We start from the raw sequence: 12,778 nt of genomic DNA, 5'->3' as shown, positions 1-12,778 counted from the left end.
CTACTCCGGTAGAGGTTTTTCTGTATTTCGGACAATATCCGTTATCCCCTAGGAGGTTACCCAAGTGACGAATCCGAGCATTGAAGAAGTGGTGTCGCTGTCGCGCGAATACAATCTGATCCCGGTCGTAACAAGATTGCTGGCTGATATGGAAACGCCGATCCGGCTGTTCCAGCGGTTTGCCGAGCAGGATCGCGCATTTTTGCTGGAGAGTGTAGAGGGCGGCATTCAATGGGCGCGTTATTCTTTTATCGGCAGTGATCCGTTCCTGATGATCTCCGGCAAAAAGGGGAAGATCCAGGTGGAGGTCGGCGGCGAGAAAAAACAGCTGTCCGGCAAACCTGTCGAGGAGCTGAAAGCGCTGCTCCGTTCCTACCGCAGTCCCAAGCTGGACGGTATGCCGCCGTTTACGGGCGGAGCCATCGGATTCTTCGGCTATGATCTGCTGCAGTATTATGAGAAGCTGTCCGCACATGCGGTAGATGACCTGAATATGGATGACATCCGCTTTATGTTCTGTGACCGCATTATCGTCTTCGATCATGTGAAGCAGCAGATCCTGCTGGTGGGGAATCTTCATATTAAGGATGGCGATACGGATTCGGATATCCGGGCGAACTACGAGGAACTGAGCAACCGCTTAGTGAGTCTGGCCGAGGAGCTGCAAAAGGAAGGCCCGAAGGAGAACGTCAACCGCCGCAGCATTCCGCAGGATATCGAGCTGGGAGAGATTCACTCGAATCTCACCAAGGAGCAGTATATAAGTAACGTAGAGCAGGCCAAAGAATACATCCGTGCCGGAGATATCTTCCAGGTGGTGCTGTCACAGCGGATGCATATCGAGACCGAGGTCTCTCCGCTGCATGTGTACCGGATGCTGCGCATCCTGAACCCATCCCCCTATATGTATTATCTGAAAATGGATGAGGAGATCATCGTCGGCACCTCGCCGGAAGCGCTGGTCAAGGTGGACGGCGGACGGGTGGAGACCCGGCCGATTGCCGGAACCCGGCCGCGCGGAGCGAGCGCGGCAGAGGATCATCAGCTCGCCGCAGAGCTGCTGGAGGACGAGAAGGAACGTGCGGAGCATCTCATGCTGGTCGACCTGGGCCGCAATGATCTGGGGCGGGTCTCGAAATTCGGCAGCGTGAAATGCAATACATTTATGGAGATCGAGAAATACTCGCATGTCATGCATCTGGTCTCGAATGTGACCGGAACGCTGGCAGAGGATAAGGATTTCTTCGATGCCTTCCTCTCCTGCCTTCCGGCCGGTACGGTATCAGGAGCGCCGAAGCTTCGGGCGATGGAGATTATTGCCGAGCTGGAGCGGGAAGCCCGCGGCGCTTATGCCGGAGCGATCGGCTATCTCGGCTTCTCCGGGAATATGGATTCCTGCATCACGATCCGGACGATTATCTTCCGCAAAGGCCGCGCTTATGTGCAGGCCGGAGCAGGAATCGTCTGGGATTCTGTGCCGGAGAAGGAATATGAGGAGACAGTGAACAAGGCCAAGGGAATGCTGAAGGCAATCCGTATGGCGGAAGCGATGTTCCCCGCTGAAATGAAGGAGAAGCAGGTCATCAACCAGGATTATATGTATGAATATACCCCGTGAACCGGGAATTAGCAGAGACGAGATCAGAAGAGCAGAGAATGCTCCATAAAACTTAAAAATTTTAGGAGGACATGAACTATGGACGCAAGCCAGTTACTACAATCAGGAATTGTCGGTTTAATCGAGGGAAAGGATCTTACCCGTACGCAGGCCCGCGAGATTATGGGCACGATTATGGAAGGTGCAGCTTCACCCGCGCAGATCGGATCGCTGTTGACCGCGCTGCGGATCAAAGGCGAGACCGTTGAAGAAATCACCGGCTTCGCAGAGGCGATGCGCGGTTTCGGCACACAGGTGCTTACCGAGCGGAGCCAGCTGCTGGATACCTGCGGCACGGGCGGCTCCGGTATTCATAAATTCAATATCTCCACAGCTTCGGCGATCATCTCTTCTGCTGCTTCTGTGAGAGTAGCGAAGCACGGCAACCGTTCGGCGTCCGGCAGAGCGGGCAGTGCAGATGTGCTGGAGGCGCTCGGCGTCAATATTCATCTGAATGCAGAGCAGGCGCGGCAATGTCTGGACAGTATCGGCATCTGCTTCCTGTTCGCTCAAATCTATCATCCGTCCATGAAGCATGCCGCTGCTCCCCGCCGTGAGCTGGGTGTGCGGACGGTCTTCAATATGCTGGGCCCGCTGACCAATCCGGCCGGAGCAGACCGGCAACTGATGGGTATCTATGACCTTAATAAGACAGAGATTGTCGCTAAGGTTCTGGGTGAGCTCGGCTCCAAGCGGGCGATGATTGTCAGCAGTCTGGACGGCCTGGATGAGATCAGCATCTCGGCACCGACGCAGGTCTCCGAGCTGAAGCAGGGCGTAGTCACCACCTACGAAATTACACCGCAGGAGCTTGGCCTCAGCCAGCATCCGCTGGAGGATGTCATGGGCGGCGATGCCGCAGAGAATGCGGCGATTATCACTACAGTGCTGGAGGGGAATATCAATCCGTACCGTGATATCGTACTGGCTAATGCCGGGGCTTGCATCTATGTCGCCGGTCTTGCCGATACACTGAAGGAAGGCGTGGACCGTGCCAGAGAGGTTGTGGATTCAGGGGCGGCCCTGCGCAAGCTGGAACAGTTAAAAGCGATGACAAAGGAGCTTGATTATGTATCTTGACCGGATTGTTGCCACGAAAGTGAAAGAGGTAGAAGCGTTAAGCCAGCAATTCTCGCTCGCCGCGGCGGAGCGCTCCATTGCCGCATTGCCTGCTACCAGAGGCTTCCGCAGCGCTCTGACTGAACGCCGGAACCGGGAGATGGGGCTGATCGCCGAGGTGAAGAAGGCCTCGCCGTCCAAGGGGCTGATCCGGGCCGATTTTGATCCGGTGACGATTGCCCGGGGCTATGAAGCGGGAGGCGCTGATTGCCTGTCCGTGCTGACGGACAAGGATTATTTTCAGGGCAGCGGTGTGTATCTGCAGCAGGTAAGAGAGGCGGTGCAGCTTCCGCTGCTGCGCAAGGACTTCATCATCGATGAGAAGCAGATCTATGAGGCCCGCCTGCTTGGCGCGGATGCGATTCTGCTGATTGCGGCCATTCTGACCCCGCAGCAGCTCGCCGGGTTCACCGACTCCGCTGCCGCGCTTGGACTCGATATCCTGATTGAGGTCCATGACCGCACTGAACTGGAGACGGTATTGTCTACGGGTAAGGCTGAACATCCCGGGGTTCTGCTGGGCATCAATAACCGGAATCTCAAGACGTTCGAAACCTCACTCTCCGCTACGGAGGAGCTGGCAGCCTTGCTGCCCGCCGGTCTTCCCGTAATCAGCGAGAGCGGGATTACCGGTCCGGAGGATATTGCGTATCTCCGCAAGACCCGGGCAACCGGTGTGCTGGTCGGAGAATACCTGATGCGCCAGCCGGATGTAGAGCAGGCGGTCCATCAGCTGCTCGGTCCGCTTCCTGCCGGGAAGGACCGTGTGCAACGTGACTGAAACTCTCGTAAAAATCTGTGGACTTCAGGGCGTTGAAGTGCTAAAATCTATGAATAGTTTGCCGCTCGATTACGTGGGCCTGGTGTTTGCGCCCAGCCGCCGCAGGGTTACTATTGATGTGGCTGCGGAGCTGATTGCAGAGCTGGGCAACTGGAAGTCTGAGCCTGCGCCCCGCCCGGTGGGCGTATTCGTTAACCCCGGCCTGTCCGAGCTGGCAGAGCTGCTGAGAGCTGTACCGCTGGATGTTGTGCAGCTTCATGGACAAGAGAGCCCGCAGTTCTGCGCGGAGGTCAAGGAGGCTTTTCCCCAGGTTAAGGTCTGGAAGGCCCTTTCGGTTGCCGGACGTAATCCTGATGCAGGGGATGAGGTTCAAGCTCTGCTGGATAGCTATGCGGGCACCATTGATGCGCTGCTGCTGGATACCTATGATCCGCAGGAGCGCGGCGGTACCGGCCATACATTTGATTGGGAGCAGATTCCCTTATACCAGCAAGCGGCGGCGAAGCATGCGCTGCCTTTATTTATAGCCGGAGGCTTGCATCCGGACAATGTGAACGAGCTGCTGGACGGCTATGCCCCTTATGGCGTGGATGTCTCCAGCGGAGTTGAGAGTAACGGCAGTAAGGACATTGCCAAAATGACAGCTTTCGTAGAAAGGGTGAAGCAATCATGATACAAGTACCGGACAAAAATGGACGTTTTGGTTCTTTTGGAGGCCGCTTCGTTCCTGAGACCTTGATGACTGCACTGATTGAGCTGGAAGAGGCTTACAATAAATTCTCGGCAGACCCGGCCTTTCAGAAGGAAATCGATTATCTGCTTAAGCAGTATTCGGGCCGCGAGACCCCGCTGTATTATGCAGAGCGGCTAAGTAAGGAGCTTGGCGAAGCCAAGATCTATCTGAAGCGGGAGGACCTCAATCATACCGGCGCCCACAAGATCAACAACGCTATCGGACAAGGCATCCTGGCCAAAATGATGGGTAAAACCAAGGTGATTGCCGAAACCGGCGCAGGCCAGCACGGAGTAGCGACAGCTACGGTAGCCGCCTTGCTCGGTATGGAATGCAAGGTGTTCATGGGTGAAGAGGATACCCGCCGTCAGGCGCTGAATGTCTTCCGCATGAAGCTGCTCGGGGCAGAGGTTATTCCGGTGACCTCCGGCTCCAGAACGCTGAAGGATGCCGGGAATGAGGCGCTCCGCTACTGGGTGAGCAATGTGGAAGATACGTTCTATGTGCTTGGCTCTGCGGTTGGTCCCCATCCGTATCCGATGATGGTCCGCAACTTCCAGCGGATTATCGGGGATGAGACCCGCCGCCAGATTCTGGAGGCGGAAGGGCGTCTGCCGGATTTGCTGGTTGCCGCCGTAGGCGGAGGCAGCAATGCTATCGGCATGTTCTACCCGTTCATGGAGGATGAGCAGGTGGCGATGATTGGTGTTGAAGCTGCCGGTAAAGGCGTAGACACTCCATTCCATGCCGCAACCATGAGCAAGGGAAGTCATGGCGTGTTCCAGGGCTCGCTGAGCTATCTGCTGCAGGATGAGCATGGACAGGTCATCGAGGCCCATTCCATCTCGGCCGGACTTGATTATCCGGGCGTTGGGCCAGAGCATTCCTATCTCAAGGACATTCACCGTGCCCAGTATGTGCCGGTGACCGATGCGGAAGCGCTGGATGCGCTGAAGCTGCTCTGCGTGACGGAAGGGATTATTCCCGCTCTGGAATCGGCTCATGCCATTGCCCATGTGGTGAAGCTCGGCAAGACGCTGACTAAGGATGATATTGTGGTGATCTGCCTGTCGGGCCGCGGCGACAAAGATGTGGAATCCATTATGGCTTATACGGAAGGGGCGGAGCAGCAATGACAACTGAAACGACAAACCGGATGGACCTGACGTTTAACCGGCTGAAGGCGGAAGGCCGTACTGCCCTTATTCCGTTCCTTACCGTAGGTGATCCTGATCTCGAGACTACGCTAGATATTATTGCCGAGCTGGAGGCAGCCGGAGCAGATATCCTGGAGCTTGGTGTTCCTTACTCCGATCCGCTGGCCGACGGTCCGGTCATCCAGCGGGCGTCTGCAAGAGCCCTGCGCAGCAAGGTTCATCTGCGCACCTGCATGGAGACGGCGCTGAAGGCCCGGCAGGCAGGCAGCGGGCTGCCGTTCATCCTGTTCACGTATTATAATCCGGTGCTGCAGATGGGGCTGGATACGTTTTTTGCGGAGCTGAATACCCATGAGATCAGCGGGCTGATTATTCCTGACCTGCCGGTTGAGGAATCAGAAGACATGCGTGCACGCAGCCGTGCCGCCGGAGTGAATCTCATTCCGCTCGTGGCCCCGACCTCCAGCGAACGGATTGCCCGGATCGTATCCGGCGCCAGCGGCTTTGTCTATTGCGTATCCTCGCTCGGTGTAACCGGGGAACGCTCAAGCTTCCACAGCGGAGTAGATGAGTTCATTGCGTCCGTGCGCCGGTCTACGGACCTGCCTGTCGCTGTGGGATTCGGGATCTCCACTGGAGAACAGGTATCCCGTTTTGCCAAGATCTGTGATGGTGTAGTAGTCGGTAGCGCCATTGTCCGCAAGGTGGAGGAGGTTATTCCCCTGCTGTCCCAGCCGCAGACGAGAAGCGCCGGACTGTTGCAAATTCGTGAATTTGTGGCACAATTAAGACCTAATTAATATTTGGAGAGCGAGGATCACCCATGAATCCAAAACCGAATATCGTTGACCTTCCTGTCTACAAGCCGGGGAAGCCGATTGAAGAAGTCAAGAAGGAGCTGGGCTTAAGCGAAGTCATTAAGCTGGCATCCAACGAGAACCCTTACGGGGCTGCACCAAGTGCGAAGGCCGCTATTGTAGCGGAGCTGGATAATCTCTTTTTATACCCGGACGGCTCTGCCGCTGAGCTGACGGCGACGCTGGCTAAGCATCTGGGCGTGGCGGGTGAGCGTATTATTTTCGGATGCGGATCTGACGAGATTATTGCGCTGATTGCCCGTGCCTTCTTCCTGCCCGGTGACGAGACAATTATGGCCGATCAGACCTTCTCCGTATATAAGAGCAATGCGGATATCGAAGGGGCTGTGACTATAGAAGTCCCGCTTAAGGACGGAACGCATGATCTGGATGCGATGCTGGCGAAGATTACCGGCCGGACCAAGATCGTCTGGATCTGTAATCCCAACAATCCAACCGGTACCATTGTGCCCGAGGACGCGCTGATTTCGTTCCTGGATGCAGTACCTGCCGGCGTGATGGTAGTCCTGGATGAAGCCTATTACGAATATGTAACGGATCTCAGCTACACCGACGGCATTAAGCTGATCGACAAATATCCTAATCTGGTAGTCCTTCGTACCTTCTCCAAGATCTATGGTCTTGCGGCGCTCCGTATCGGCTATGGGGTGGCCAGCAGCCAGGTAATCTCCCTGATTAATCAGGTGCGCGAGCCGTTCAATACGACCCGCCTGGCTCAGGTGGCGGCGGTGGCGGCACTCTCCGATCAGGAATATGTGCAGCAGTGCCGTGCGCTTAACAGTGCAGGGATTGTGCAGCTTGAGGCGGAATTCGCGCGTCTCGGGCTTACGTCGTTCCCGGCTCACGGGAATTTCATTATGGTGGATGTACGCAAGCCGGCTGCTGAAGTCTTCGATACGCTGCTGCGTCAAGGAATCATCGTCAGAACAGGCTTCCACCGGTATCCGACCTACCTGCGGGTGACCATCGGCTCCGCCGAGCAGAACACAGCCTTCGTAGCTGCCCTGGAGCAGGCGCTGAAGGAGCAGGAAGTTCGCGCATAACCGTGAGGGCTCAGAAGCTGGATTGACGATACCACAGAAGGCAGGTAGTACTAAGAACATGACGACAAAAATAGCAATTTTCGGTGTCGGCCTGATCGGCGGCTCACTGGCCCTATGCTTCAAAGGCAAGGAGGGTCTGACCGTTGTAGGCCATGCCCACCGCCCTGAATCTGCTGCCAAATATGTGAGCAGAGGTGTGGTTGATCAGGCTACATTATCACTTGAGGAAGCTGCACTGGATGCGGATTATATTTTTCTGTGTGTGCCGGTAGGCATGCTTGAGGACTATCTTCAGCGGTTAAGCAAGCTGCCGCTGAAGCCGGGCTGCATCATTACGGATGTCGGCAGCACCAAGGCCAGCATCGCGGAGTGTGCCCTTACACTGGATATTCCCGGTGTACATTTCATCGGAGGCCATCCCATGGCCGGATCGGAGCGCTCGGGAGTAGAAGCTGCCTCCTCCTTACTGTTCGAGAATGCGTACTACGTGCTTACGCCCCCGCCGGGTGTACCTGAAGCGGCATATCAGGCACTGGAGTCGCTCTTGCTGCATACGAGAGCGCAGATTGTCCGGCTTGATCCGGAGCGTCACGATGAGATTGTTGGAGCGATCAGCCATCTGCCGCATATTATTGCGGTAGCCCTGGTGAATCAGATTCATGCCTACGATCATTCGGACTCCTTGTATAGCACGCTGGCTGCCGGGGGCTTCCGTGATATTACCCGCATTGCCTCGAGCGATCCGATCATCTGGCGCGATATTCTGCTGAATAACCGCTCTGTGATGCTGCGGCTGCTGAAGGACTGGAACGACGAGGTGTCCTCATTCATCCATCTGCTGGAGAGCGGGGATGGCGCAGGAATCGAGTCGGCCTTCCAGGAGGCGAATCAGTTCCGCAGCCAGCTTCCTGAGCGGCGGAAGGGAATGATCACTCCTCTGTTCGATCTGCATATTGATGTTCCCGATCACCCCGGCATTATCGGCCGGATTGCTACGGAGCTGGGCGACCAGGGCATCAACCTTAGCAACGTGCAGATTATTGAGAGCCGCGAGGATGTTCCAGGGATCATGCGCTTGTCCTTCCGCCAGGAGAACGATATGGAGCGGGCCAGAATTCTGCTGCAGGAGAATGATTATACCGTATATATGTAAAAGTAGAGCCGGGGCCGGATGCCTCGGTTCTTATTTATTTAATAGAGCAAATCCAACTGCTATCAGATGATGCCCCGGCTCCGGCAGTATACAAGCGGCGAGTAAATACCCAAATGTTCGTAAAAATGGACAAAAAAAAGACCGCTTACATAATAAGCGGTTACAGTTCACAATTTCTTGGAACCGTGTAGTGTTTGGATAGGAGTGGAGAGAAACCATACTGTACTTTTATTATATGTATCCGTTTACATATTGTCAACACTTTATTTAAAGAAAAAAAGACCGCTTTCATCGGACTGTCTGCGCATCTCTCAAAGTCTATTAATTTCCTCCCGTTAGAAACTATGCTATACTGGGTTAAGTATGTTTATAGATTCCTTCCAAGTATAGGTAACCGCTTGCTGAACAAGTGGAGACGGGCTGTGTTGTCCTGTAAGGAGAATGCTGCCATTCTTCTGTCTACAAAAGGAATTGAAGGTTGGAAGCCTTAAATAACGGTAAGTTGAATATACATAGGAAGATTGGATTTTTGTGCTGCAAAAAATGAAGGTATGCCGCAACTTTTTGTTACCTGCCCGGTATAAGTAGATACGGACCGGACGGGATTACACGTGCAAGGGCGAGGAGGGCCGACTCACCATGACGGATTCCCAGTTGATCCAGCTAATCAAGCAAGGCGATACAGAATTATATTCGGAACTCATGCGACGATATCAACGCAAGATATTGGCTTTTGTGTACCACATGCTGAAGAACTCCCATATGGAGCTGATTGCCGAAGACCTCTGTTCAGAGACCTTCTACAAAGCCTTCCGGAGTCTTCATTCCTTCCGGGAAGTGGATGCTTCTTTCTCCACATGGCTGTACACCATTGCCCGCAATACAGTGCTCAGTGAGCTTCGCAAGAACCGTGCCGGGAATGTGTCGCTTGAAGAGAGCGGCTATACACCTGTGGCACCGCTTGATGTTGCCCCGGAACAGGCAGCACTGCGCAAGGAACGGATGGAGCTCGTCCGCGAAGCGATTAACAATCTCCCGGAGAAGCAGCGCTCCGCGCTGATTCTGCGTGAATATGATCAGATGGATTACCAGGAAATTGCCGTGATTCTGGATCAGAGCGTCAGTTCAGTGAAGTCACTGCTGTTCCGGGCAAGGAGCAGTGTGAAGCTCCAGCTCGAATCCTATTTCTATGAGCCTGACGTTGAAGAGCAGGCTGAGAGGGTGTAAGGCCTATGAATTGCAGGGAAGCGCAGGATTCCATTCCACACTTGTGGGACGCTCCCCCCACAGATCCCAGGCGGATTAGACTTGAGAGACATATCGCAACCTGCTCCTACTGCAGTGCCGAATGGGCGCTGTGGCAGGAGACCAGTGAGCTTATGCAGGATACAAGATTCGATGTCAGCGATGAGCGGGCAGAAGCGATTAACAGTAAGGTGATGGAGCGGATCTATCTGGAGAGCCCCTGGCTTATGCCCGGTGACGGGAAGTCTGCGGGGAGTTCTACAGTATTCCGGCATCGCTTAAGCCTCTGGATTGCCTGTTTCTTAGCGGTGTTTATCTCAAGCTTCCTATATTTCACCGTGTTCAAGACCCCCTCGAATACGACGGCGGCACAGAGCGGGATCGTCGAGACAGGTGTGGCAGGCTTAACCCTGGACTGGTCTTCTTCCTATCCGGTAGAGTCTGAGGGCGGGATTATTGAGCCGCTGGTGGCCAGTATGGGCCCTGCACATCCGCAGTACTGGATGGTATTGTCGACGCTGGGCGTCGGATTATCCATATTCCTGCTGGTCCGTCTGAACCGGTACCGCAGACAATGAGAACCCCCTTCCCGAGCATGGAGAAGAGGGTTTTTGATTTGAATACAAGAATGTATGTGTTTCCACTTGTTCTAAAAAAGAAGACATTTGTTTTCATTCGTGTTACATTATTAAGCAAACATAAATAGGGAAGGGAACGGTGATAGGCGATGCTGATCGGCTTAATACGCCATGGGCTGACGGATTGGAATGCAGTAGGTAAAATTCAGGGACAAAGTGATATTCCACTGAATGATGAAGGCAGGCGGCAGGCTGAGATGCTGGGTGACCGGCTGCTGCAGGAGCCGTATCACTGGGACTATTGTATTACGAGCAGTCTGTCCCGTGCAGCAGAGACCGGCAAGATCGTAGCGGCCAAGCTGGGCATTCCTTTACTTGAGCCGGATGACCGTATCCGTGAGCGAGCCTACGGCCAGGTGGAGGGCATGACAGCCGAAGCCCGTGAAGCCAAGTGGGGCAAGGATTGGAAGCTGCTGTCTCTGGGACAGGAGAGCGATGAGGCGCTTCAGGTCCGGGGACTTGCGTTCCTGGAGGATATTACGGCCCGGTTCCCGGGTAAGAATGTCCTGGTCATCTCCCATGGAGGATTCCTTGCACAGCTCTACACCGCACTCTACAAAGACAAATATTCGGAACGGCTCGGCAATCTCTCACTCACGATTCTGGAGAAGAACGAGCAGGAATGGAATCCTTTATTGTACAACTGTACCCGTCATATTTTACAAAAACAGCATTAACCCGACCCTTCGGGTTATTTTTTTTGCGGCAGAAGGAATAAAAAGGGCTGTATTTCCCATAATGGTAGTAAAACAGTGAGGCGATGAGAGATGAATCTGGCGGATATGCTCACTTATGCAGACATTGGTCAGCTGACCGCCATTGCGGGACGCTATCAGTGTGAATGCAAACGGAATTCCAAACATGATTTGATTCAGAATATTTTGATCACCTTAGGCAGCCGGGAGTTCATGGAGTCCCATATTAAGGGGAGTTCCCCAGGAGAGCTGCGGTTGCTGAACAGCCTGCTCTTCGATGAACGCAGCCACTTCAGCCTGGAGGATCTGCTGGCTGCGGCCAGGCAGGCATCCTTCGATGCCCCGCCCGGCAAAAGCGGTGACTACCGCGAGCTGGTCAGCCGGCTTAAGAACAGCGGCTGGCTGTTCAGCGGAGCTTCCCAGCAGAGCCGGTATCTGTTCCAGGTGCCGCTGGATCTGAAGAAGCGCTTCCGTGAGCAGATGGGACAGTATTTGCAGGAGCGGATTGTTCCGGGCCCGGAGCCGGCGGTGTACAGGGGAGAGGGGGATTTACTGGCCGGAGATCTGCTGCTGTTCCTGCGGTATGTGAAGGAGAATGAGCCTGAACTGAACCAGGAAGGCGCGCTCTATAAGCGCAATCAGCAGGGAGTGATGAATGCGCTGCAGATTGCAGAGCCTTTACTCGGCAAGGGCGGCTGGAGGTTCGGCTACGGCAGGGCTTGTGAGCATTATCCGCCGAGATTTGCCCTGCTGTACGATTATGCCCGCCACCGCCGCTGGATCTCCGAGGAGGGCTACAGGCTGCAGCTTACAGCGGCAGGCGAGCATTTTCTGGCGGAGGGGAAATCGGAAAAGCTGATGCAGTTATTCTCCTTTTGGTTAAGACTGTATAAAGGGGCTATTCCCAATTTGCCTTCGCTGGTCTACTGGATTAGTCTAAGTGCCGGCAGATGGGTGACCACAGCCTCGCTGTCAGAAGGAATCGGCTGGCTGATCAAGCCCTTTTATTACGATGATGCCGCTTCCATTCTCGAACAGCGAATCTTGCGGATGATGCTGCATCTGGGCATGCTTAAGCTTGGTGAGGAACCCGCAGGAACAGTGGCCATGATGACACCCTGGGGATGTGAAGCGGCTGTGCCGAAGCATCTGCTCAGGTAAGGAGGAGAGAGATGCGGATTGCCTATGGGAGTTACATACCGCAGCTTGACGAAACGGTCTATGTGGCGGAAGGCGCTAAGCTCGTTGGCGATGTAAGAATAAGCAAACAATCCAGTGTCTGGTTCAACGCTGTACTTCGCGGTGACCTGGCGCCGGTGATCATCGGGGAGCGCTGCAATATCCAGGACGGTGTGGTCGGCCATGTGGCGGACGGATTGCCGCTGGTGCTGGAGGATGACATCTCGGTCGGGCATTCAGCAATCATCCACGGCTGCCGGATAGGCAAGGGCACATTAATCGGAATGGGTGCAATTGTACTGAACGGAGCAGAGATTGGTGAATATGCTTTAGTAGGAGCCGGCTCCATTGTAACCGAGAACACAATCATTCCTCCGTACACGCTCTCCTTGGGCACACCGGCCAAAGTGGTCCGTGAATTGACTGAGCAGGATCTGCTGAGGATGGCACGCACAAGTGAAAGCTATGTGAAAAAAGCATTGGAATACGGAATTTCTTAA

The 12,778-nt window shown here is 54.6% G+C and carries 13 protein-coding genes; all 13 read left to right on the top strand.

The features are described 5' to 3' along the window. The first annotated feature begins 64 nt into the window (after positions 1 to 64). Positions 65 to 1,618, top strand: a complete 1,554-nt coding sequence (gene trpE / locus MKX51_RS19180) for an anthranilate synthase component I (protein WP_340939685.1) — start codon at positions 65 to 67, stop codon at positions 1,616 to 1,618. A 78-nt stretch (positions 1,619 to 1,696) separates the two neighbouring features. Beyond that, entirely contained in the window at positions 1,697 to 2,737 is a 1,041-nt protein-coding gene (gene trpD / locus MKX51_RS19175) for an anthranilate phosphoribosyltransferase (protein ID WP_340993484.1), read from the top strand. Next, on the top strand, positions 2,727 to 3,557 hold the full coding sequence (trpC, locus tag MKX51_RS19170; protein WP_340993483.1) for an indole-3-glycerol phosphate synthase TrpC: 831 nt from the start codon (positions 2,727 to 2,729) through the stop codon (positions 3,555 to 3,557). The genes trpD and trpC overlap by 11 nt, the downstream gene beginning before the upstream one ends. Then, positions 3,550 to 4,230, top strand: coding sequence for a phosphoribosylanthranilate isomerase (locus MKX51_RS19165; protein ID WP_340993482.1), 681 nt, complete (start codon positions 3,550 to 3,552; stop codon positions 4,228 to 4,230). Before trpC ends, MKX51_RS19165 begins: the two co-directional genes overlap by 8 nt. Then, positions 4,227 to 5,426, top strand: coding sequence for a tryptophan synthase subunit beta (trpB, locus tag MKX51_RS19160; RefSeq protein WP_340939689.1), 1,200 nt, complete (start codon positions 4,227 to 4,229; stop codon positions 5,424 to 5,426). Before MKX51_RS19165 ends, trpB begins: the two co-directional genes overlap by 4 nt. Continuing rightward, a complete protein-coding gene (gene trpA, locus MKX51_RS19155) occupies positions 5,423 to 6,247 on the top strand; it encodes a tryptophan synthase subunit alpha (RefSeq protein ID WP_036698114.1) in 825 nt (274 codons plus the stop codon). Before trpB ends, trpA begins: the two co-directional genes overlap by 4 nt. 23 nt (positions 6,248 to 6,270) lie before the next feature. Beyond that, positions 6,271 to 7,368 carry a histidinol-phosphate transaminase gene (hisC, locus tag MKX51_RS19150; protein WP_340939692.1) on the top strand — a complete coding sequence of 366 codons (1,098 nt, stop codon included), beginning with the start codon at positions 6,271 to 6,273 and terminating at the stop codon, positions 7,366 to 7,368. Positions 7,369 to 7,426: 58 nt separating this feature from the next. Continuing rightward, the gene (locus tag MKX51_RS19145; RefSeq protein WP_076079185.1) at positions 7,427 to 8,521 is read left to right on the top strand and encodes a prephenate dehydrogenase; all 1,095 of its coding nucleotides are present in this window, start codon (positions 7,427 to 7,429) and stop codon (positions 8,519 to 8,521) included. A 639-nt stretch (positions 8,522 to 9,160) separates the two neighbouring features. Further along, positions 9,161 to 9,748 (top strand): RNA polymerase sigma factor, encoded by a 588-nt coding sequence (locus MKX51_RS19140; protein ID WP_209993900.1) that lies wholly within the window; start codon positions 9,161 to 9,163, stop codon positions 9,746 to 9,748. Positions 9,749 to 9,900: 152 nt separating this feature from the next. Next, positions 9,901 to 10,344, top strand: a complete 444-nt coding sequence (locus tag MKX51_RS19135) for an anti-sigma factor (protein WP_340939697.1) — start codon at positions 9,901 to 9,903, stop codon at positions 10,342 to 10,344. 149 nt (positions 10,345 to 10,493) lie between these two features. Next, positions 10,494 to 11,081: a histidine phosphatase family protein gene (locus tag MKX51_RS19130; RefSeq protein WP_339310367.1), complete on the top strand. Its 588-nt coding sequence runs from the start codon at positions 10,494 to 10,496 to the stop codon at positions 11,079 to 11,081. Positions 11,082 to 11,171: 90 nt separating this feature from the next. After that, entirely contained in the window at positions 11,172 to 12,260 is a 1,089-nt protein-coding gene (locus tag MKX51_RS19125; RefSeq protein WP_340993481.1) for a hypothetical protein, read from the top strand. A gap of 11 nt (positions 12,261 to 12,271) precedes the next feature. Next, positions 12,272 to 12,778 carry a gamma carbonic anhydrase family protein gene (locus tag MKX51_RS19120; protein WP_340939699.1) on the top strand — a complete coding sequence of 169 codons (507 nt, stop codon included), beginning with the start codon at positions 12,272 to 12,274 and terminating at the stop codon, positions 12,776 to 12,778.

The organism is Paenibacillus sp. FSL M7-0420, from assembly GCF_038002345.1.
Taxonomy (GTDB): Bacteria; Bacillota; Bacilli; order Paenibacillales; family Paenibacillaceae; genus Paenibacillus_AQ.
This window is presented reverse-complemented; position numbering and strand designations above follow the sequence as displayed.